The sequence below is a fragment of the Haloarchaeobius sp. FL176 genome, assembly GCF_024609245.1.
Lineage (GTDB): Archaea > Halobacteriota > Halobacteria > Halobacteriales > Natrialbaceae > Haloarchaeobius.
The window spans coordinates 310075-330199 of record NZ_JANJYH010000002.1; the positions used below are offsets into that span (position 1 = coordinate 310075).

Annotated in this window: 21 protein-coding genes; 9 read left to right on the forward strand and 12 right to left on the reverse strand. The window is 68.1% G+C overall.

Translation table 11 applies throughout. The features are described 5' to 3' along the window. Nucleotides 1-7: 7 nt before the first annotated feature. From NO978_RS04755 to NO978_RS04765, 3 genes are all read right to left on the reverse strand, one after another. Nucleotides 8-1243: an MFS transporter gene (locus tag NO978_RS04755; RefSeq protein WP_257298382.1), complete on the reverse strand. Its 1236-nt coding sequence runs from the start codon at nt 1241-1243 to the stop codon at nt 8-10. A gap of 50 nt (nt 1244-1293) precedes the next feature. Then, nucleotides 1294-1710: a hypothetical protein gene (locus NO978_RS04760; protein WP_257298383.1), complete on the reverse strand. Its 417-nt coding sequence runs from the start codon at nt 1708-1710 to the stop codon at nt 1294-1296. 64 nt (nt 1711-1774) lie between these two features. Further along, nucleotides 1775-2503: a DUF1405 domain-containing protein gene (locus NO978_RS04765; protein ID WP_257298384.1), complete on the reverse strand. Its 729-nt coding sequence runs from the start codon at nt 2501-2503 to the stop codon at nt 1775-1777. A gap of 176 nt (nt 2504-2679) precedes the next feature. Here NO978_RS04765 and pdxS point away from each other — a divergent pair, with 176 nt between their 5' ends. Then, entirely contained in the window at nt 2680-3588 is a 909-nt protein-coding gene (gene pdxS / locus NO978_RS04770) for a pyridoxal 5'-phosphate synthase lyase subunit PdxS (RefSeq protein WP_089733201.1), read from the forward strand. Between the two features lie 9 nt (nt 3589-3597). Here pdxS and NO978_RS04775 read toward each other — a convergent pair whose 3' ends face one another. The 3 genes from NO978_RS04775 to NO978_RS04785 are packed head-to-tail and all read right to left on the reverse strand — an operon-like array spanning nt 3598 to nt 5258. Continuing rightward, nucleotides 3598-4020, reverse strand: a complete 423-nt coding sequence (locus tag NO978_RS04775) for a hypothetical protein (RefSeq protein WP_257298386.1) — start codon at nt 4018-4020, stop codon at nt 3598-3600. Between the two features lie 4 nt (nt 4021-4024). Next, nucleotides 4025-4336 carry a hypothetical protein gene (locus NO978_RS04780; protein ID WP_257298388.1) on the reverse strand — a complete coding sequence of 104 codons (312 nt, stop codon included), beginning with the start codon at nt 4334-4336 and terminating at the stop codon, nt 4025-4027. A gap of 40 nt (nt 4337-4376) precedes the next feature. Further along, nucleotides 4377-5258 carry a homoserine kinase gene (locus NO978_RS04785; protein ID WP_257298389.1) on the reverse strand — a complete coding sequence of 294 codons (882 nt, stop codon included), beginning with the start codon at nt 5256-5258 and terminating at the stop codon, nt 4377-4379. Between the two features lie 278 nt (nt 5259-5536). On the opposite strand from NO978_RS04785, the gene NO978_RS04790 reads away from it, so the two are divergent. From NO978_RS04790 to NO978_RS04815, 6 genes are all read left to right on the forward strand, one after another. Beyond that, nucleotides 5537-5944, forward strand: a complete 408-nt coding sequence (locus NO978_RS04790) for a hypothetical protein (protein WP_257298390.1) — start codon at nt 5537-5539, stop codon at nt 5942-5944. A gap of 82 nt (nt 5945-6026) precedes the next feature. Next, entirely contained in the window at nt 6027-6365 is a 339-nt protein-coding gene (locus tag NO978_RS04795; protein ID WP_257298391.1) for a hypothetical protein, read from the forward strand. Nucleotides 6366-6398: 33 nt separating this feature from the next. Next, complete coding sequence (gene smc / locus NO978_RS04800; RefSeq protein ID WP_257298392.1) at nt 6399-9986, forward strand: chromosome segregation protein SMC; 3588 nt, start codon at nt 6399-6401, stop codon at nt 9984-9986. Then, complete coding sequence (locus tag NO978_RS04805; protein ID WP_257298393.1) at nt 9979-11106, forward strand: segregation/condensation protein A; 1128 nt, start codon at nt 9979-9981, stop codon at nt 11104-11106. Before smc ends, NO978_RS04805 begins: the two co-directional genes overlap by 8 nt. A 92-nt stretch (nt 11107-11198) precedes the next feature. Then, a complete protein-coding gene (locus tag NO978_RS04810) occupies nt 11199-11867 on the forward strand; it encodes a helix-turn-helix domain-containing protein (protein ID WP_257298394.1) in 669 nt (222 codons plus the stop codon). 321 nt (nt 11868-12188) lie between these two features. After that, on the forward strand, nt 12189-13139 hold the full coding sequence (locus NO978_RS04815; protein WP_257298395.1) for a HEAT repeat domain-containing protein: 951 nt from the start codon (nt 12189-12191) through the stop codon (nt 13137-13139). 3 nt (nt 13140-13142) lie between these two features. On the opposite strand, the gene NO978_RS04820 is transcribed toward NO978_RS04815, so the two are convergent. Genes NO978_RS04820 through NO978_RS04835 form a run of 4 tightly spaced genes read right to left on the reverse strand, consistent with a single transcriptional unit; the run spans nt 13143 to nt 16175 of the window. After that, nucleotides 13143-13580, reverse strand: a complete 438-nt coding sequence (locus NO978_RS04820) for a hypothetical protein (RefSeq protein WP_257298396.1) — start codon at nt 13578-13580, stop codon at nt 13143-13145. A 51-nt stretch (nt 13581-13631) separates the two neighbouring features. Beyond that, nucleotides 13632-14489 carry an S-methyl-5'-thioadenosine phosphorylase gene (gene mtnP, locus NO978_RS04825; protein WP_257298397.1) on the reverse strand — a complete coding sequence of 286 codons (858 nt, stop codon included), beginning with the start codon at nt 14487-14489 and terminating at the stop codon, nt 13632-13634. Between the two features lie 32 nt (nt 14490-14521). Beyond that, the gene (locus NO978_RS04830; protein WP_257298398.1) at nt 14522-14992 is read right to left on the reverse strand and encodes a hypothetical protein; all 471 of its coding nucleotides are present in this window, start codon (nt 14990-14992) and stop codon (nt 14522-14524) included. Next, entirely contained in the window at nt 14985-16175 is a 1191-nt protein-coding gene (locus NO978_RS04835) for a PQQ-like beta-propeller repeat protein (RefSeq protein WP_257298399.1), read from the reverse strand. Before NO978_RS04835 ends, NO978_RS04830 begins: the two co-directional genes overlap by 8 nt. A 134-nt stretch (nt 16176-16309) precedes the next feature. Here NO978_RS04835 and NO978_RS04840 point away from each other — a divergent pair, with 134 nt between their 5' ends. After that, entirely contained in the window at nt 16310-17755 is a 1446-nt protein-coding gene (locus NO978_RS04840; protein ID WP_257298400.1) for an MATE family efflux transporter, read from the forward strand. Nucleotides 17756-17782: 27 nt separating this feature from the next. Here the strand turns inward: NO978_RS04840 and NO978_RS04845 are convergent, their stop codons facing one another. Further along, nucleotides 17783-18349 (reverse strand): YbhB/YbcL family Raf kinase inhibitor-like protein, encoded by a 567-nt coding sequence (locus NO978_RS04845; RefSeq protein WP_257298401.1) that lies wholly within the window; start codon nt 18347-18349, stop codon nt 17783-17785. Nucleotides 18350-18480: 131 nt separating this feature from the next. Next, nucleotides 18481-19176, reverse strand: coding sequence for a phosphoribosyltransferase (locus NO978_RS04850; RefSeq protein ID WP_257298402.1), 696 nt, complete (start codon nt 19174-19176; stop codon nt 18481-18483). 145 nt (nt 19177-19321) lie between these two features. Here NO978_RS04850 and NO978_RS04855 point away from each other — a divergent pair, with 145 nt between their 5' ends. Further along, nucleotides 19322-19645 carry a CTP synthetase gene (locus NO978_RS04855; RefSeq protein WP_257298403.1) on the forward strand — a complete coding sequence of 108 codons (324 nt, stop codon included), beginning with the start codon at nt 19322-19324 and terminating at the stop codon, nt 19643-19645. The last annotated feature ends 480 nt before the right edge of the window (nt 19646-20125 follow it).

Below are 20125 nucleotides of genomic sequence, written 5' to 3' on the forward strand. Positions count from 1 at the left end.
CGGCGCATCAGCCGTCGACCGCTGTCTCTTTCGCGACCGGCACCTCCCACAGCAGGACGAGCGCGGAGCCGACGACGAGCACCACGCCCGAGACCGCCAGCGCGGCCAGCGGCGTCGTCGCGTCCGAGAGCACGCCGCTGCCGAGCTGGAACGGGACGACCGTCAGTCCACTGACCATCGCGAGCGCACTGAGCGTCGTCGCCCGCCCGACGGTGTCGATGCGGTCGTTGACGTACTGCCCGGCCAGCGAACGCGTCACGTCGGCGAGCCCGCGGGCGAGCAGGAACGTCGGGAGCGCGAGGACCGGGACGAAGTACATTCCGAGGAGCGCGCCGCCGACGGCGAACGGAAGCACGAGGAACCACGTCCGCAGGCCGACACGGGCCTCGATGGCTCCGGTGTAGTAGCTCAGCCCCGCGCCGGCGAGGCTGTACGCCGCGTAGAACGCACCGAGCAGGGGTTCGACCTGTGCGGGGGCGACGCCGAGGTCGACGACGACCGTCTCGAACACCGGCTGGAGGTAGACGAACACGAGGTACGTGACGGCGGCGTACAACACGTAGTAGTAGACGACGAGCGCGCGGATGTCGCGCTTCGCGAGCATCCCCCGTATCACCCTAAGCGACTCCCGGAACCCCAGCGCGTCCGCCGAGCTCTCCTCGTAGGTGTCGGACTCCTCGACGGTCAGCAGGACGAGGACGCCGACGGCCGTCACGGCGGCGGCGACGAACCACGGATACGAGAGGTCGATACCCCCGAGCGCGCCGCCGGTGACGGCAGCGCCCGCCCCGACCGCCAGCGAGACCGACTCGCCGCGCCCCTTGACGTGTGCGAACTGGTCCGCTGCGAGGTCGTCGGTGAGCGTGTCGTAGAGCCAGGCATCCTCGCTGCCCGAGCGGAAGTTGTAGCCCATCGACCAGCAGACGTAGAGGCCGGCGAGCGCGAGGAACGAGCTCGCGAGTCCGATACCGACGAGCGTCACCGCGATGAGCGCCGTCCCGACGAGCAGGCTGTTCCGGCGGCCGACCCGGTCGCCGACGTAGCCGGTCGGCACCTCGCCGAAGACGGTCGTCAGGCTGTAGATGGCCTCCAGCGTGGCGATCTGCGTGAAGTCGAGCCCCTGCTGGAGGAAGAAGAGGTACATCACGGGCCGGTAGAACTCGACCGCCTTCGTCGCCTTGTAGATGTAGTACTTCCCGACGCTGCTACGCGGGAGCCAGCTCCCTGTCGCCGCGCCAGCCATTCGGGCCGACGTACCGCGGTCAGCCCCAACTGCGTTCCGGTCCGGGCGCGTCAGGATTCGACGGTCTCCACGGCGAGCGCGTCGAGGTCCGCGACGAGCTGGCGGGCGGCCGCGACCTTCTCGCGCCCCCGCCGCTGGAGGTTGTCGACGTTCGACGCCGAGCTGTCCATCGCGTCGGCGGCGGCCTGCCGGTCGAAGCCGACGCAGTCGCGCAGCAGGACGGCGAGGGCCTGCCGCTCGCTGAGGACCGGGCCCGCGATTGCCGCGGCGACCTCGCGGGCCTCCTCGACGACTATCCCGGTGTCCGCCGTCTGGACCGTCCAGTCGCCGCAGTTCACGCAAGTCGCCTGGGTGTCGGTCGCGAGGCGCGGTGCCTCGTGGCTGATCGCGTAGCCACAGCACGTGCAGGTGAACTCGCGGTCCACGGGCTCGGTGGCGGGGTTCGGTTCGGGGGTGGCGTCGCTCATTGCACCCGTACAGATGCAATTGGTTGCCAAGAGTCTTTGCACCGTGAATGGTGCAACTTCTGGCCTACTCCAGCCGCCCTTCCAGCTTCTTCACCCGCGTCGACAGCGCCAGGAACGTCGCGAGCAGCGTCAGCGCGACCGCCCCGGCGGCGGCGACGCGGTGCGGCCCGGCCGCGTGGACGATGGCACCGTCGACGAGCTCCTCCGCGGGGACGAACGTGTGATGCGGGCTCCCGACGAGGGGGACGAAGTAGTCGACCACGTCGTTGAAGCCGTACCACAGCAGTGCGACGGCGACGGCCCTGACCGGGAAATCGCTGATTCGGTGGAGGACGAACCCCTGGAGCACCATCGCGAGGTGGCTCCAGAACAGGAAGTTGTACATCGGCCAGTCCAGGTACGCGAAGTCCCCCTTGAACGCGAGGAGGACGAACGGCGTCCACGCACCGAGCTTGAGACAGCCGAAAAAGGCCAGTGCCGAGAGGTACTCGTTCGGCCGGCCGAGCAGCCACGCCGCGAAGGCGAGCGCGATGAACAGCGTCGCGACGGGGCTATCCGGAACGACCGGCCACGCGAGCAGCGGCTCGATGGCGAACTGGCTCTCCGCGGCGACGAACCCCGATGCGAGCGGGTCGAGGCCGTAGTAGTAGAAGCCGAAGGCGGTGCCGAGCAGGTTCGTCAGGACGACCAGCCACGCGAACGTGAGCCCGAGGTCCTCTATCGTCTCGGGGACGGGCGCGAGGTACCACGGGAGGTCCTCGCGCGCCGGCGGGTCGGCGAATGGCCACTGCATCGTTCTCGGTGTCGGACGGTCCGCTGATAGCCGTGACGGTTCCCGTTCGTGTTCTGAGCTGGTGCTCTCGTCTCGCGGACGGGGTTTCCTGAGAGTCGCACCGCGTTGCAGAAACCTCCAACTCGGTCGTTCCCGGAAAGACACCGGTTAAGTGGGACCGAACCCAAGCCCGCGACATGACCGAGGAGACAGATTTAGAGGAGCTCAAGCGCGGGACCGAACTCGTCAAGCGCGGGTTCGCCCGGATGCAGAAGGGCGGCGTCATCATGGACGTCGTGAACGAGGAGCAGGCGAAGATCGCCGAGGAGTGCGGCGCGGTGGCGGTCATGGCCCTGGAGGCCGTCCCGGCCGACATCAGAAAGCGCGGCGGCGTCGCGCGGATGGCCGACCCGGCGGACGTGGCGGACATCGTCGACAGCGTCTCCATCCCGGTGATGGGCAAGTCGCGCATCGGCCACCGGAAGGAGGCCGAGATCCTGCAGGCGGTCGGCGTGGACATGATCGACGAGTCGGAGGTGCTCACGCCCGCCGACGACGCCTACCACATCGACAAGCGCGAGTTCACCGCGCCGTTCGTCTGCGGTGCCCGGAACCTCGGTGAGGCGCTCCGCCGCATCGACGAGGGCGCGGCGATGATCCGGACGAAGGGCGAGGCCGGCACGGGCGACGTGAACCAGGCCGTCCACCACCAGCGCACCATCAAGGGCGCCATCCGGCAGCTGGAGGGGATGAACTGGGAGGAGCGCGAGAAGTGGGCCCGCGAGCACGAGGCACCGAAGGACCTCGTCCACGAGACCGCCGAGATGGGCCGGCTCCCGGTCGTCAACTTCGCCGCGGGCGGCATCGCGACGCCCGCCGACGCGGCGCTGATGATGCACCACGAGTGCGACGGCATCTTCGTCGGCTCGGGTATCTTCGGCGCGGAGAACCCCCGCGAGATGGGCACGGCCATCGTGCAGGCGGTGAACAACTGGGACGACCCGGAGACGCTCGCCGACATCGCCTCCAACCTGGGCAAGAGCATGAAAGGCGACGCCAACGTCGACCTGCCCGAGGAAGAGAAGATGCAGGGTCGCGGCGTCTGAGGTCGGTCCTCACTTCTCGTCGTTCTCGGTCGCCCGGAGCCGTGCGACCAGCTTCCCGAACGGTGGCCCGCTGAGGAGCAGGAGCGTGCCGGCCAGCAGGAGGTAACCGCCGAGCCCGCCCCAGAGCAGCGCAAACACGAGCGACGGCGCGACGAACACACCGGCGATGGCGACGAACACCACGGTGGTGACCGCGAGTGGTCTGACGTATCTGCGCTCCCAGACCGCGCGGACCCGGCTCGGCCGCACCGACAGGAGGAGTTCGAGCACCATAGCGCCGCCAGCGGCCACGAGCAGCGTCGGTGTGTGGACGTCGACCTCGGCTGCGAAGCCGATGCCGATGACGATGGCCAGCGCGACAGCTGCGAGGACTGCATCGTCGGCCAGGCGTCTCCGACTGGACTGCTCTTCCACCCCGCCCTTCTCGGTCATTGGTTCACTCGAAGAACCCGGTCAGGATAAAACCCAGTCCGAGGAGCCAGCCGCCCGCGACGACACCGACGAGCGCGTAGTGGTAGACGGTCGCGACCGTCGGGAGTGTCGCCGGGTCCGCGGCAGCGACGGCCACCAGCCGTGAGAGTGCGCCGTCGACAGTCGCGGCCGCCAGTGCGATGGTCGCCCCGCTCAGCGCGGCGACGGCGAATGCGACCGCGACGAGCGCCACGCCGAGTCGCTGTGCGAGTCGACCGTACCGCTCGACGGTGCCCTGCTCGCCGAGGAACGGCCGCTCCGGACGGCTAGTTGCCACATTATACCATGACACACCTTGACAACATAAGTCCCCGGACTCAGCGGAACAGCTCCGCGCCAGCGCCGACAGCGGTCTGGTACGCCCGCGCGTCGATGCCCGCCTCGTCGAAGCCCGAGAGCATCGCCGCGGCGACCCGACGCCGGTCGTCCGGGCGGCGGCAGACCGCGAGGACGCCGGGCCCGGCACCGCTGATGGTCACGCCGGTCGCGCCCGCGTCGAGCGCGGCCCGCTTCGCCTCGTCGTAGCCCGTCACGAGGTCGGCGCGGGCGGGGGTGACCACGGACTCCTGCAGTCCGCGTCCGACCAGCTCGGGGTCGTTCCGGTGCATCCCGGTCGTGAGCGTCGCCGCGCTCCCGACCGTCTCGACCATCTCCTCCATCGCCACCGTCTCGGGCACGACCTCGCGGGCGTCCCGCGTCGAGACCACGATGTCCGGCAGGCAGACAACCAGCGGGAGTTCGGCGTCGACCGACGTGACGCCGTCCGCTCGCGCGATGGTGAATCCGCCGACGATGGCCGGCGCGACGTTGTCAGCGTGGGCCGCCCCGGAGACGACTGCCTCGCCCTCGGCCGCCGCCCGGACCAGCTCCTCGTCGGAGTAGCCGCAGTCGTAGAGCGCGTTCAGCCCGACCGCCGCACCCGCCGCGCTGGCCGCCGACGAACCGAGGCCCGACGCCGGGCGAACGCCCTTGTCGATCTCGATGCGGGCCGGGGCGTCGAGCTCCCGTGCGACCACGCCAGCGGTGTTCTTCGCCGGGTCCGTCGGGATGTACTGGCTGCCCGCGCCGGTCACCTCGATGGTGGTCTCGGCGGCCTTCTCGACGCGGACCACGTCCGCCGGTGCCGACAGCGCCAGCCCGAAGACGTCGAAGCCGCTGCCGAGGTTGGCGCTCGTGGCAGGTGCGCGGACGGTGAGCATGAACTTCTCTTTCCACAGTGCGGGCAAAAACCTAGCGGACGGGGCGGAGATTGCGTGCGAGCGAATCGCCCGAACCCACGGCTTGGCGGGTGCAGCAAGCGCCGTGACTGCCTCGGACCCACAGTTTCTCCCGATGGGGTTGCAGAATCTGTGAACTTCCGAGCACGACGGGTAGCGTCCTCCGGCTGGTTGGGGGCACGCGTTCGCGGTTCACGGTTCGAGTCGAACCACGAGCCGGGAGCATCCTTTTTGCACCCGAACCGCGAATCGTCTGGGCAATGGACCGTCGTCGATTCCTGCGACGAGCCGCCGGCGTCGGGAGCTGTGTCGCGCTGGCGGGGTGTGCCGAGTTCGGGGACCCACCGCAGTCCGGCGGCGGCCCCGAGGACCTGCTGGTCACCGGCGTCGACGCGAGCCCCCACGGCGAGAACGTGAGTCTGGGCCTGGACCTCTACGTGGACCGGACAGTGCCGACGGACCTCGAGGCCGAGGGCGAGGTGACGGTGGACGACCGGACGGCGCGGACGGAGCGTTCGGTCCAGCTCTCCGGCGAGCGGAAGTACATCTCCGTCCAGTTACTGTTCAGCGACGTGTCCACCGGCAGCCAGCTCCCCGAGTCGGTGTGGGCCCGGGCCCGAGTTGGGTACGGCGGAGAGATGTCAGACTGGCACGAACTCACCATCTGACCTGTTCGTCTCCCAACAACTGTCAGATTCACGTGAGATGTCTGACGCAGGTTTATGGTTCCCCGCGAACGGGGTATGTAACATGCCGACGAACCGGGTGGAAGACCTCGAGGCCACCGTGGACGAGCTCGAAGCGACCGTTCGCGGACTGACGGAGGAACTGGTCGAAACGAAAGAACGCGTTCGCATTCTCGAAGCCGAACTCGAGGAGGAGCGAGCGACCGACTCGGACGTCGAGTCCGTCGACGAGATGCTCACCCCCGACCCCGGTGACGCGACCGGAGACCGCTCCGAAGCGGAACAGGAAGACGTCGAGCAGGCGGCCGCACGCGCCCGGAACGAAGGCGCTAAGGACCACGACGCAGAAGGCGGGGACGACAACGAGGAGTCCGAGCTCGGCGACGACATCATCGTCGCGTAATCCCCCTATCGCGGCCCCCGACGCCTGACCACCATGCACATCAAAGAACTCGTTCTGGACAACTTCAAGAGCTTCGGCCGTAAGACGCGAATCCCGTTCTACGAGGACTTCACCGTAGTCACGGGGCCGAACGGCTCTGGGAAGTCCAACATCATCGACGCGGTGCTGTTCGCGCTGGGCCTGGCCCGCACACGGGGTATCCGCGCCGAGAAGCTCACCGACCTCATCTACAACCCCGGCCACGACGACGGCGACCGTTCCGGCGGCCCGCGAGAGGCCATCGTCGAGGTGATACTCGACAACGAGGACCGAACGCTCTCGCGGTCGCAGGTCGTCAACGCCGCCGGCAGCGACAACGTCGGCGACGTCGACGAGATCCGGGTCAAGCGTCGGGTGAAGGAGACCGAGGACAACTACTACTCGTACTACTACCTCAACGACCGCTCGGTCAACCTCTCCGACATCCAGGACCTGCTCGCACAGGCCGGGGTCACACCCGAGGGCTACAACGTCGTCATGCAGGGCGACGTGACCGAGATAATCAACATGACGCCACACTCCCGGCGGGAGATAATCGACGAGATCGCCGGGGTCGCGGAGTTCGACGCGAAGAAGGAGGACGCGCTCGCGGAGCTGGAGACCGTTCAGGAGCGCATCAACGAGGCCGAGCTCCGCATCGAGGAGAAGCAGGCCCGCCTCGACCAGCTCGAGGACGAACGCCAGACGGCGATGCGCTACCGCCGACTCCGCCGCGAGAAGGAGCAGTACGAGGGGTACCTCAAGGCCGCGGAGCTGGAGGACAAACGCGAGGAGCGCGAATCCGTCGAGGACCGCATCGAGGCGAAGGAAGCGGAGCTGGAAGAGCTCCAGCGCGACCTCGACCAGAAGCAAGGGACGGTCGTCCGCCTTCAGGAGGACCTGGAGGACCTGAACGCGGAGATAGAGCGCAAGGGCGAGGACGAACAGCTCGCCATCAAGCGCGAGATAGAGGGCATCAAGGGCGACATCTCACGACTGGAAGACAAGATCGAGGCGAGCGAGGAGAGCGTCGAGGCGGCCGAGACGAAACGGCGCGAGTCGTTCGTGAAGATCGACCGCAAGCAGGAGGAGGTCGACGACGTCGAGGGCGACATCCGCGAGACGAAGGTCGCCAAGTCCTCGCTGAAGGCCGACGTGGCCTCGAAACAGGAGGAGCTCGCGGACGTCCAGTCCGAGATCGACGCCATCGACACCGAGTACGACGAGCTGAAGAACGACCTGCAGGAGAAGAAGGCGGAACTCGAGGCCGAGCGCGACGCGGTCAACGAGCTCCAGCGCGAGAAGGACCGGCTCGTCGACGAGCGCCGTCGCCGCTCGAACGAGGCCAGCGAGATAGACGCGGACATCGAGGACCAGCGAGCGGAGATTCCGGACCTCGAAGCGGAGAAGTCGGACCTCGAAGACGAGCTGGGGAAGGCCGAACAGAACGTCGAGTCCATCGCCTCCGTCGTCGAGGACCTCAAGGCCGAGAAGGAGTCCTTCCAGGACGACCTCGCGACGGTCGAGGACGACCTCCAGGCGGAACAGCAGAAGTACGCCGAGCTGGAGGCGAAAGCCGGCGAGTCCGGCGACTCCTCGTTCGGCCGCTCGGTGACGACGGTGCTCAACTCGGGCATCGAGGGGGTCCGCGGCGCGGTCGCCCAGCTGGGCAGCGTCGCACCCGACTACGCGACGGCGTGTGAGACCGCCGCCGGCGGCCGGATGGCCAACGTCGTCGTGCGCGACGACGTGATCGGCCAGCAGTGCATCGAGCACCTCAAGTCCCGGAACGCGGGCCGGGCGACGATGCTCCCGATGAACAAGATGCGGGAGCGGTCGCTCCCGAGCGCACCGGACGTGCCGGGCGTCGTCGACTTCGCGTACAACCTCCTCGACTTCGACGACGAGTACGCGGGCATCTTCAGTCACGTCGTCGGCGACACGCTCGTGGTCGAGGACCTCGACACCGCGCGGGACATGCAGGGCGACTACCGCCTGGTTACGCTCGACGGCGACCTCGTCGAGAAGTCTGGCGCGATGACCGGCGGCTCGTCGTCGGGCTCGCGCTACTCCTTCGACTCCTCGGGCGAGGGGCAGCTCAAGCGCGTCGCCGAGCGCATCTCCGAGCTCGAGGACGAGCGTCAGTCGCTCCGCGAGGACATCCAGGCGGTCGAGTCGCGCCTGGACGACGCCCGCGACCGCAAGTCCGACGCGGTCGACGAGGTGCGCGGCATCGAGAGCGACATCGAGAGCACCGAGCGCAAGATCGCCGAGCGCGAGAAGGGCATCGCCGACCTTCGGGACCGCCGCGAGGAGATCGAGGACGAGCGCGAGTCGGTCGACGAGGAGATGCAGGAGATCGAGGCAGACATCGAGGAAAAACAGGCCGAGATCGCCGAGCTCGAGTCGGCGGTCGAGGAGATAGAGTCCGAGCTCGCGGACTCGCGCATCCCCGAGCTCACCGGGCAGAAAGAGGCCATCCAGGAGGAGATCGACGACATCGAGGACCGGATGGACGAGCTCGACGGCGAGCTCAACGAGCTCCAGCTGGAGAAGCAGTACGCCGAGGAGGCTATCGAAGACCTCCACGACGACATCGAGGCCGCCCAGAACGAGAAGGCGAAACACGAGGAGCGCATCGAGGAGCTGGAGGAGCAGGTCGACGAGAAAGAGGAGACGCTCGAATCGAAGCGCCGCGAGGTGCTCGAGCTGGAGAACGAGCTCTCCGAGCTGAAAGACGAACGCGAGGAGCTCCGTGAGGACCTCCAGTCGGCCCAGCACGAGCGCGACTCGGTCCAGCAGCAGGTCGACGCGGTGCAGTCGAAGCTCGACTCTCACACGGAGAAACGCGACCAGCTCGACTGGGAGATCGAGTCGCTGGCCGAGGAGGTCGGCGAGTACGACCCCGAGGACGTGCCCGAACACGACGTCGTCGTGGAGATGGTCGACTGCCTCCAGGGCGACATGGAGGCGATGGAGCCGGTGAACATGCTCGCCATCGACGAGTACGACGAGGTCCGTGCCGACCTCGACGAGCTCGAGGACGGCCGGGACACGCTCGTCGAGGAGGGCGACGCGATCCGCGAGCGCATCGACTCCTACGAGGCACAGAAGAAGGAGACGTTCATGGAGGCCTTCGACGACATCGACGAGCAGTTCCAGGACATCTTCACGCGCCTCTCGAACGGCAGCGGCCGCCTCCACCTGGAGGACGAGGAGGACCCGTTCGACGGCGGCCTGACGATGAAGGCCCAGCCCGCGGACAAGCCCATCCAGCGCCTCGACGCGATGTCCGGCGGGGAGAAGTCCCTGACCGCGCTCGCGTTCATCTTCGCCATCCAGCGCCACAACCCCGCACCGTTCTACGCGCTGGACGAGATCGACGCGTTCCTCGACGCGGTCAACGCGGAGCGTGTCGGACAGATGGTCGACGAGCTCGCCGGCCAGGCCCAGTTCGTCGTCGTCAGCCACCGGACGGCGATGCTCGACCGCTCCGAGCGCGCCATCGGCGTGACGATGCAGGAGGACAACGTCTCCGCGGTGACGGGTATCGACCTGTCCGACGGCGATGCCGGGGACGTGGAGGTGTCTGCCGATGACTAGCGAGGACGCCGAGCGAAGCGAGGCGGGTGAGGGCAGTTCGGTGGACCAGAACGGCGACGCACCGAGTCAGAACGGTGACAGCCTCGAAGATCTGCTCAGCATCGCGGGCCACGAAGACCGGACACCACCAGGCGAGGAAGCGGACTTCGTCGACGACGGCGCTGCGGAACACGCCCACCCGGACGAGTTCTACGGCGAGGGTGACGTCGAGGACGTGCTGCCGGACGAGGACGACGAGGGGTCGGCAGCGGACGAGGAGCCGAGCGAGGACGGCGAGCTCGATGCGGTCCTGCCGGACGAGGACGTCGTCGGCGACTCCGACGACGACGAGGTCGAGCCCGTCGAACTGCTCGTCCAGCTCGCCAAGAAGGGAGAGATAGACCCGTGGGACATCGACATCATGCGGGTGACCGACCGGTTCCTCGACGCGCTGGAATCAGTGGACCTGCGCACGTCGGGGCGCGCGCTGTTCTACGCGAGCGTGCTCCTGCGGATGAAGGGCGACGAGCTCATCCACGGGAGCGACGAGCAGGAGGACGAGGAGCCCGCGCCGTGGGAGCAGCCGTTCGCAGACGCCCCCGAGTCACCGCCGGCGGACCCGGAGTTCGACCCCATCGAGGGGCTGGAGGCGGAGATGGAGCGCCGGCTCGAGCGCAAGCACGCCCGCGGGACGCCGGAGACGCTGGACGAGCTGGTCCGGGACCTGCGCGAGGCCGAGCGCGGCTCCTGGTGGAAGGAGGGCCGCGAGTACGACACGAGCGACTCGCCGAAGGGGTTCCGGCGCGGCACGCAGACGCTCGACTACCACGCGGGCGACGACCGCCGCGTCGACGACGAGCCGACGGAGGACGACGTCACCGGGACGACCCACGAGGAGGAGATCGAGGAGGTCATCGACGACGTACGCACTGCGCTCCGCGAACACTACGACGCGGGGCGGGCGGAGGTCCTGTTCGCCGAGATTCAGGACAGCGGTGGCTCGCGCGTGCTGACGTTCCTCGCGCTGCTCTTTCTCGCGCATCGCGGTCAGGTCACGCTCCAGCAGGACGAGCTGTTCGGCGACCTCTGGGTGCAGGACCCGACCGCCTCCTCCGTCTCAGACGAGGCGGTCGCCGACTGACCACCGCCGCTACGACCGCGAGTTGTTTTCATGGCACTTGCACAGTCTTCCGACCCGAAGATAGATATGTTCAAATATCCTGTATTTCGGGTATGGGGGTAATTGCGGAGTTTTCGGTCGACACGGACACGTTCGGTCCGGCGTCGGCCTGCTGGGGGGAGAGTGACGTCCAACTGCAGTTCGAGCAGGTCGTGCCGACGTCGGGGGACGTGGCACCGTACGTCTGGGTGAGTGGCGACACCGACAGCTTCGAGCGCAGCATGGACGAGGCGACGACGGAGGTCGGTTACAGCACGATCGACAGACAGGGCGGCAGCGTCCTGTACCGGCTTCGATGGGACACCGACCCGACTGGGCTGCTGTCCATCTTCGTGGACACGGACGCGGCCGTCCTCGAAGCACGGGCGACCGAGAGCTGGTTCTTCCGTGTCCGCTTTCCGGACGAGTCGAGCGTCACGCGGTTTCACGAACGGACCAGGGAGCACGGCTACGAGCTCGATCTGCATCGACTGGGGCGGTCCGACGACCGGCCCGAATCCGGCGAAGCCTACGACCTGACCCCGGAGCAACGGGAGGCGATGATGTTCGCCCTCGAAACCGGCTACTTCGACATCCCGCGACAGTCCACGCTGGAGGATATCGCGAACGAGTTCGGCATTTCGAACCAGGCGGCCTCCGAGCGGCTTCGACGTGCGACCGCGACCGTTCTGGAGGCGTCGCTCACGGACGGCCTCGACAAAGTGGCCAACAGCGGTCGTTGAGCCCGGCCTCAGCCGTCTATATAAACCGTTTGAGATAGCAAGCACCGCTATGATGTGGCCGTAAGATATATGTGTAATCGACCGTCGTCCCAGTATCACAGAGGGGGAAGGGGGCGGCGGTCTGGCACGCGAGATTGCCGATGTCAGGCGATCTCCGACGCCAGAACGCCCGCTGGGCTGGCTGGCCCACACCGCATTCACCGTCAGTCGAAGCCCATCACATCCGTCAGGCGTCACCGCGATCCGCTTTCGCCAGCCCACCGCGGGCGTTTTCTACTCGATGAGAGGGATTCTTGGTCCCGGGCGACGAGGTACGGATAGATGGGACTGCTGAGTGGGTCCGACGACACAGACCGCGCAGAGGAGCTGTGCGAACTGGCACGCGAGGACCCGGCGGGTGCGGTCGCACACGCGGCGGAGCTGTGCGACCTGCTGGGGGCTGGGGACGCGACGACACGAACCAGCGCTGCAGACGCGCTGTACCACATCGCCGGTGCCGAGCCGACGGCGCTGGCTGACTGTCTCGACGCGCTCATCACGCAACTCGACGACGACGACGCGAGCGCCCGCCGCCGCGCCGCCGACGCGCTCGCAGCAACAGCGGACGGCGCGCCACGGACGTTCGGCGCCTGGGTCGAATCGTTGGCACCGTTCCTCTCGGCGACCGACCCGTACGTCCGGGCGGCGGTCGCCTCTGTGTTCGCCAGGCTCGCCGGCTCCGGACCGAGCACCGTCCTCGACGCCATCGAGGACCTGCGGGACGCGACGACGGACGAGGAGGAGTGGGACGTCAGGACGTTCGCGACCGGCGCGCTGGCGGACGTGGCGACGCGCTACCCCGAGGAGGTGCTCCCCGTCGTCGACGACGCGGTGGCGAACGCTCGCGAGCCGGTGCCGGCGCTCCAGACCGCTGCCATCGACCTCCTCGCCGCCGTCGCGGTGAACGACCCCGCGACGGTACCCGAGGTCGACGACCTGTTCGCGGAACTCGTCCTCGACGCGCCGGCCAGCCAGCGACTGGCAGCGGCGTACGCCATCGGTCGCGTGGGGGTCGACCACCCGGACCGGGTACCCGAGGCGCTCACGGCGCTCACGACGGCTATCGGCGACGACGACGAGCAGGTGAGTCGTGCGGCCGCGACGGCGTTCGTCACCGTCGCCGCCGAGTACCCGGGGTCGGTGACGATGAGCGACGACCTCAGACAGCGGCTCTGGTGGCTCGCCGACGACGTCGACGCTCCCGTCGAGCAACTGCTCGAAGGGGAGGAGTGACCGTCAGAGTCGCTCGCTCGCACGACGGAGTCTGTCGGCGACGTAGGACCGCCGACGCCCGACCGCGCGGTCGGTCTCGGCGACACCCCGGACCGTCTCGACGGCCACCTGCTCGTGGAACCGGCCGGCGAGCGCGCACACCTCGAACGGGTTCGCCGAGGTGCAGGTGTACGGAACGACGACCTGCTCCTCGTTCGTCTCGCGTAGTTCCCGCGACTTCGACAGCGACAGCTCCATGACGCCGAGGTTGAGCGATCGTGCCTGCCGGCCGCGCGAGGGGAAGAAGCGTTCGTCGTCGGTCTCGACGACGTAGCCCTCGCCACAGAGCGGACAGATTGAGCCGACCGCGGCGTCGATGCCGTCGAGAAACCCGCGAGCCGTCTCCTCGTCGCCGTCGAGCTGTGTCGCGACCTGCTCGACGAGCTCGTCGTCTGCGTCCATGGCGGTGACGGACGGGGTCGGGCGGCAAAAATCGGTCGGTGGGAGGGGCGCTCAGTCGAGGTACTGCCCGGCGAGCAGGTCGACGCGCTCGCGGGTGTCGTCCGGAATCGCCTCGCTCGGCGTGTTGATGGTGCCCTCCAGCGCTGACCACGCCTCGCTCTCGAAGTCCTCGGGCATCGACCGGACGGCCTCCTCGACGACCGCGTTGATGGACTTCTGGTTGGCGGCGGCGTTCTCGAGCACCTCGTCGAGCGTCACCTCGCTGTCGCGCTTCCAGACGTCGTAGTCGGTGACGCCGGTGACGGTCGCGTAGCTCAGCTCCGCCTCGCGGGCGAGTTTGGCCTCGGGGATGGCCGTCATCCCGACGACGTCCCAGCCCTGCTCGCGGTAGAACTCGGACTCGGACCGGGTGGAGTACTGGGGCCCCTCGATGCAGACGTAGGTGCCCCCCTCCTCGACGTCGGCGTCGGTGTCGGCGCGCTCGGCCGCGTCGGCGAGGTGCTCGACCATGGGCGGGTCGTACGGGTCGGCGAAGCCCATGTGGACGACCATGCCGTCGCCGAAGAAGGTGTGCTCGCGCTGGCTCGTCCGGTCGAAGATCTGTGTCGGGACCAGCAGCGTGCGCGGCGGGAGGTCCTCGCGCAGGCTGCCGACCGCGTTCGTCGCGATGACGCGGTCGACGCCGACGGACTTCAGCGCGTAGATGTTCGCCTTGTACGGCGCGTTCGTCGGGGTGTGCTGGTGGTCGGGGCCGTGCCGGGGGAGGAACGCGACCTCCTTGCCGGCGAGCTCGCCGAGCGTGATGTCGTCCGACGGCTCGCCGAAGGGCGTGTCGACGCTGCGCTTCTCCACGTTCTCGAGGGGCAGGGCCTCGTAGATGCCGCTGCCGCCGATGACGCCGATAGTCATGCTTCCACGAAGCCGTGGCGCGCGTAAAACCGCTACGAGTCGTCGTCGGCAACCTCCGAGCCGTCGTCACCCGTGACCAGCCCGAGCACCGTCCCGAGGCCCCGATGGTACGCCACGACATGACCGACGAGGAACGCACCGACGGCGTTCAGGAGAGGCCCGACGAGGTACACCGGTTGGCCCCGAACGGCCGGGAACGGCGGTGCGAGCACGCCCTCCGCGACGTAGAAGACGGCCGCGACGACGACCGCGAACACGACGGCGGCAACCTCGTCGTTGTCCGGGTACGTCGCGCCGAACGCGAACGCGAGGCCGATACCGCCCCAGCACACGAGGCCGAGGGGACTCGGGACCAGCGTCTGTCGGTCGAGCAGCCAGCGCAGCGGGTACGTCACGAGCCACGCCGGCAGCAACAGCGGGATCGTCATCCCGAACCGCTCCGAGAGCGTGGGGTCGTCGTCGTCGAGACTCGGCACGTCGCCCTGTCGGGACGCCTCAGGCACCGTCGACCACCTCCAGCGCGAACAGCCGGTCGTCACGGAGCGCGAACAGGTGGCCGCTGGCGTAGGCGAACCCGTTCGGATCGGTGCCTTCGAGCTCGTGGAGCGCCCGTCGTTCCCCGGTCGACGGGTCGCGCACCTCGACGCCGCGGGGACTGTGGATGTAGAGGTGGTTGTCGGTACGAACGAGTTCGTCTGCCGCCGCTTGCCTGCCGACGGTCCAGCGCTGTTCGCCTGACGTGCGGTCGAACGCGTGGAGCCGCCCGCCCTCGCTGGCACAGACAACGAGCCCGTCGGCGACCGTCGGGCCGAGGAGCCCCGTCGCCGTCGCCCGCTGCCAGCGAAGTGCGCCGTCGTCGACCGCGAACGCCTGGATGCGGCCGCCGGCCTCGGTCTCGCCCGTCGCCAGGAGCGTGTCGCCGTCGACGGCGAGCTGCCGGTTCTCGTACTCGAACGCCGCCGTCGCCCACTGTTGGCTCCCGTCCTCGGGGTCGACAGCGACGAACGGCTGCTTCCCATAGCGGCCCCCGGCACAGTAGAGTGTTCCGTCGGCGAACGCGAGCGGGTTCGTGGTCAGCCGGCTGCCGTCCGGTCGCGCCCCGACCCAGTGTCGGAGGCCGGACGCCATATCGCGAGCCTCCAATCCTCGTCGCCCGACGGTGAACAGGGTCGACCCGACTGGCAGGAACGTGGACAGGAACCCTGCAGATTCCACCGTCCGGTAGTTGTAGCCCGGGAGCCACCACTTCGAGTTCCCCGAAGGCCCGAGGACGTAGAACCCGTCGCCGGTCGAACAGCAGATGTGCTCGCCCCCGAGCGCGACACCGTACCCCGATTCGGGGCGTGGACGGGCGCGCCACGCGGTGGAGCCATCAGCGACCTCGACAGCGTAGACCGCGTCGTCCGTGACGGGAACGATAGCCCGGCCGTCAGCGACGACGACCCGGTAGCCGGAACCGCCATCGAACGACCGGTCCCAGGCGACCGAGAGCTCGGTCCCACCCGTCACCGGTACGTGGTTCCGCCGTGCGGGCGACCGTCCGGGCAACAGCCACTCGTCGGTCGACACTGACGGGTCGGCGTCGAAGGATTCGCGGAAGGTGGAGGGCCGCAACAGCTGCCCGCCGGCCAGTGCGCCGACGCCACCGGCGAGCAGACTGCGGCGGGAGAGTCGGTTTAGAGACATGTCTTGGTTCCCGTATGAACATTGGAGAGGATATGTCTGTCGACAGAGCGTGCAGACCGTGCGAAACCGGGGCCGTGCCACGTGCTGTCGACTACTACTCGTATTGATATGAGTGCGGAACGTTTCGATTCGTAATGGTCGAATCGCACACGAACACGAAGCTCACCGAGGGGGACCTCGCCCGGCCGATGCTCCGGCTGGCGTGGCCGCTCGTGGCCATCCAGCTGCTGCAGGTCACCTACAACCTCGCCGACACGGCGTGGCTGGGCGCGTACTCCTCGAACGCCGTCGGGGCGTTGAGCCTCGCGTTCCCGCTCATCTTCTTCCTCATCTCCGTCGGGGGCGGGTTCACCGCGGCCGGTGCCATCCTCGTCGCGCAGTACACCGGTGCCGACAGCGACGGCTCCGCGAGCCTGGTCGCCGGTCAGACCATCGGCTTCGTCGGCCTGCTCTCAGTCGTCATCGGGGCTGTCGGCTACCTCCTGACGGACCCGATGCTCGCCGTGCTGCCGGCGGACCCCGAGACCCAGCGCGTCATCGTGCCGCTCGCCGCGGACTACATGCGCATCTTCTTCCTCGGGATGCCGTTCCTGTTCGGCTTCTTCGTCTTCGTCTCGCTGCTCCGCGGGTACGGCAACACGCGGACGCCGCTGCGCATCATGCTCGTCTCCGTCGCGCTGAACGTCGTGCTCGACCCGCTGGTCATCTTCGGCGTCGGCCCGTTCCCGGAACTCGGCATCGAGGGCGCGGCGCTTGCGACCGTGTTCTCCCGCGGCGTCGCCACGCTGCTCGGCCTCTACCTGCTGTTCTGGACGGATGCCGGTCCCGACGTGGGGGCAGCCGACCTCGCGCCCGACCTCGAGACCATCCGCGACATCGTTCGCATCGGCGTCCCATCGGCGGCCGAGCAGTCGATGACTTCGCTCGCGCTCATCGCGCTGACGGGGATGGTCGCGACGTTCCCGCCCGCAGTCGTCACCGCCTACGGGCTCGGCAACCGGGTCATCTCGCTCGTGTTCCTCCCCGCGATGGGGCTGGGACAGGCGACGAACACCGTCGTCGGGCAGAACCTCGGCGCGGAGCAGCCCGAGCGGGCCGAACGGGCGACCTGGCTCGCCGCGAAGTTCGCCGCGGTCGGCCTGTTCGGCGTCGCACTGGTCATCTTCGCGGTGCCGACGCTGGTACTGCGGCCGCTGCTGACTGCCGACACCGCCCAGGCCGCCGAGACGCTGGTCTACGGCGCGGAGTACCTCCGAATCGCCGCCCCCGCGTTCGTGTTCATGGGCCTGTTCCCGGTGTTCCTCGGCGCGTTCCGCGGGTCCGGCGACACCAAGACAGCGCTGGTGTTCTCCGTGGTCGCACTCTGGCTCGTGCGCGTTCCGACGACGTACGTCCTCGTGTTCGTCCTCGGCTGGGACGCCACGGGCGTGTTCACCGCCGTCGCGCTCGGCGACGTGGTCGGTGCGCTCGCCGCGATGGCCTGGTTCAGCCGCGGTACGTGGAAGCACACCGTCGTCGAAGGGGGCCGTGAGCGGGAGTCGGCCGTGACCGACGGCGGGACCGAGAGTAGCGCGGACTGAGGTGGGGGACGACGGGTCGGTGCCCGGTCAGGGTCGCAACCCGCGTGGCCCCTCCGTTACGAACACGGTCCCCTGGTCGGCGCCGTACTGCCCGGTCAGCTCCCCGGCCGCCAGGACCGACCCCTCCAGCCCGACCGTGGACGCGACGCGAGCTCGACGTGTCGCCGCCGGGAGGTCGAGGTCGATGTCGAGCGCGTACACCCGGAACCGGTACGTCTCGACCTGCTCTGGCGGCGGCGACGGGCCGCCCCACCCCCGTCGGAGGAAGTCGTTGTACCCCTCGGTCGCATCCTCGAGCGGTTCGCCCCGCCGGAAGACCGTCGTCTCGGGGTCGACGCCCCAGGCCTGCCAGTGCACCCACTCGTGGTCCACCACGTCGGCCGCCTCGGGGTGGACCATCGTCACGAGCAACGACTCGGCCGCGTCGGGGACGCCCTGAATCCGAAGTTCGGGGCGCTCGTTCTCGTTCACGAACCCGGTCCAGTCGGGGAGTCGCTCCCCGTCCTCGAAGTCGGGACTGGTCACCGTAATCGGGGCGGCGTCGTCGAGCGCCGCGGTCAGCTCTGCGAGCATGTCGGCGGTGTTCGTGACCATACCACAAATATTTTTGTCCCGATACGATGCTGCCTGAAAGATTCGCTCCTGGGACCGGGTACAGCGTCGGTCGCGTCGTTACGGAGCGGCGTCGAGAACCAGACGGCTGCGGTCGGGTCGTCCCCACCGCCTCACTCAATCAGCGTCCAGCCGCCGTCCTCCGTGGCGGCGACGACGTCACGGCGCTCCATCTCGGTGAGTACCTCGGTCATGCGGTTCGGCTGGGCGATCTCCATCTCGATGCGCTGGAGGTCGTGGTCCTCCGCGAGGAAGTGGCGGATGTCCGCCTTGTGGAACGACGACTGCTCGTGACGCTCCATCAGCCCGGCGATGATGTCGATCATGTCCTCGATGAAGTTCCACGGGTAGACCATCCACGCCCACTCCTCCAGGCGCTCGCCGACGTAGTCGGGCTCGAACTCGCTCGTCTGGAGCAGCTGGAGCGTCGCCGTCTTCACCGTGCCCGCGTTGCGCTCCTCGACGTACTCCTCGGCCCGGCGGATGGAGCCGCCGGTGTCCGCGATGTCGTCGATGATGAGCACGTCCTTCCCCTCGACGCTGCCCTCCGGCATCGGGTAGCGGACCTGCGGTTCGTCGGCCTTCTGTGCAGTGCCCACGTAGTGCTCCATCTTCAGACTCGTCAGGTCGTTCAGTCCGAGGAAGTCACAGATGGACCGTCCCGCGAACCAGCCGCCGCGGGCGAGTGCGACGATGACGTCGGGTTCGAAGGAGTCCGCCTTGACGTCCTCGCTGACGTCCCGACAGAGGCCGTAGATGTACTCCCAGTTCGTGATGGTGCAGTTAAAATCGTCCGGGAGGTCGCTCATACCCGGGACTCGCGCGTGTCGGCACTTAACCGTTTTCAGGTGTCCCGAGCGTTCGTTTCGCTGGGGCCCCGGGTGCGCTCACGAGCGACCGAACCGCGACCCGGACGGGAAAGGCACAAAGCCTCTCCCCTCGTTCGTCCACGTGATGCACGCGATTTTCGCTGGCCACGACGAGCACGAGTTGGTACGCGAGCTGGAGGCAGTCGGGTTCACCGTCCACATCGTCGACGGCGTGGCGAACCGACCCGGGCTGGAGGAGGCTGGAATCGTCGACGCGGACCTGTTCGTCCTGACCGACGTGGGGCAGGCGACCGGTATCCCGGTCGCGAAGGACCTGAACCCGGACGTGCGGGTCGTCGCCTACTCCGACGACTCGCTCCCGGAGTTCGTCAGCGGTCAGGCCGACCTGGCCGTCGACCCCGCGTTGCTCGACCCGGCGACAGTCGCCGAGGAGCTGGCGGGCCAGTAACGACGGCCGCTGCGAGCGGGCCCGGAGCCTGCGCGGGGTCCCTGTCACGAGAGCCACTGGTCCAGCAGTCGACGCGCTCGACGCTGTGGTGACGCGCCGAGCGCTGTCGCGAGCCAGCTATCGTGTCTTGTGTTAACGCACCTTTCGGATCTGGCTGGCGCTGTGAACGGTTTCGGCGGCCTGGGGCCTCTGGAGACGCGGATAATGCTGGTTCCCGGATGATTTTACGATGCTCGTACTATCACATGAAGGACATCACGAAACGGGGGAAGAACTGTTCAAGACCGTTCAGAACCGGTAAATCGTCTGGACAGTTGTCCGTGTTCAAGTAGATACGAATCTTCGGCCCAGATGGAGACCACGAGGACACAAATAGGTCGGTGTCAGAGGGTCACGCCCTCGTTCCCTGACAGGCGTGGTCTCCCGGTACTGGATATCGTCCAGTAACACTCCCCCTTCCCTTTCAACGCTCCCACAGCC

Bases quoted from the DNA above. Each gene is read 5' to 3' on its own strand.
- NO978_RS04820 (WP_257298396.1), bottom strand. From the start codon at position 13,580: ATGGACGCAGACGACGAGCTCGTCGAGCAGGTCGCGACACAGCTCGAC.
- NO978_RS04765 (WP_257298384.1), bottom strand. From the start codon at position 2,503: ATGCAGTGGCCATTCGCCGACCCGCCGGCGCGCGAGGACCTCCCGTGG.
- NO978_RS04790 (WP_257298390.1), top strand. From the start codon at position 5,537: ATGGACCGTCGTCGATTCCTGCGACGAGCCGCCGGCGTCGGGAGCTGT.
- NO978_RS04785 (WP_257298389.1), bottom strand. From the start codon at position 5,258: ATGCTCACCGTCCGCGCACCTGCCACGAGCGCCAACCTCGGCAGCGGC.
- NO978_RS04815 (WP_257298395.1), top strand. From the start codon at position 12,189: ATGGGACTGCTGAGTGGGTCCGACGACACAGACCGCGCAGAGGAGCTG.
- NO978_RS04760 (WP_257298383.1), bottom strand. From the start codon at position 1,710: ATGAGCGACGCCACCCCCGAACCGAACCCCGCCACCGAGCCCGTGGAC.
- NO978_RS04795 (WP_257298391.1), top strand. From the start codon at position 6,027: ATGCCGACGAACCGGGTGGAAGACCTCGAGGCCACCGTGGACGAGCTC.
- NO978_RS04755 (WP_257298382.1), bottom strand. From the start codon at position 1,243: ATGGCTGGCGCGGCGACAGGGAGCTGGCTCCCGCGTAGCAGCGTCGGG.
- NO978_RS04850 (WP_257298402.1), bottom strand. From the start codon at position 19,176: ATGAGCGACCTCCCGGACGATTTTAACTGCACCATCACGAACTGGGAG.
- NO978_RS04810 (WP_257298394.1), top strand. From the start codon at position 11,199: ATGGGGGTAATTGCGGAGTTTTCGGTCGACACGGACACGTTCGGTCCG.
- NO978_RS04805 (WP_257298393.1), top strand. From the start codon at position 9,979: ATGACTAGCGAGGACGCCGAGCGAAGCGAGGCGGGTGAGGGCAGTTCG.
- pdxS (WP_089733201.1), top strand. From the start codon at position 2,680: ATGACCGAGGAGACAGATTTAGAGGAGCTCAAGCGCGGGACCGAACTC.
- NO978_RS04845 (WP_257298401.1), bottom strand. From the start codon at position 18,349: ATGGTCACGAACACCGCCGACATGCTCGCAGAGCTGACCGCGGCGCTC.
- NO978_RS04835 (WP_257298399.1), bottom strand. From the start codon at position 16,175: ATGTCTCTAAACCGACTCTCCCGCCGCAGTCTGCTCGCCGGTGGCGTC.
- NO978_RS04840 (WP_257298400.1), top strand. From the start codon at position 16,310: ATGGTCGAATCGCACACGAACACGAAGCTCACCGAGGGGGACCTCGCC.
- mtnP (WP_257298397.1), bottom strand. From the start codon at position 14,489: ATGACTATCGGCGTCATCGGCGGCAGCGGCATCTACGAGGCCCTGCCC.
- NO978_RS04775 (WP_257298386.1), bottom strand. From the start codon at position 4,020: ATGACCGAGAAGGGCGGGGTGGAAGAGCAGTCCAGTCGGAGACGCCTG.
- smc (WP_257298392.1), top strand. From the start codon at position 6,399: ATGCACATCAAAGAACTCGTTCTGGACAACTTCAAGAGCTTCGGCCGT.
- NO978_RS04855 (WP_257298403.1), top strand. From the start codon at position 19,322: ATGCACGCGATTTTCGCTGGCCACGACGAGCACGAGTTGGTACGCGAG.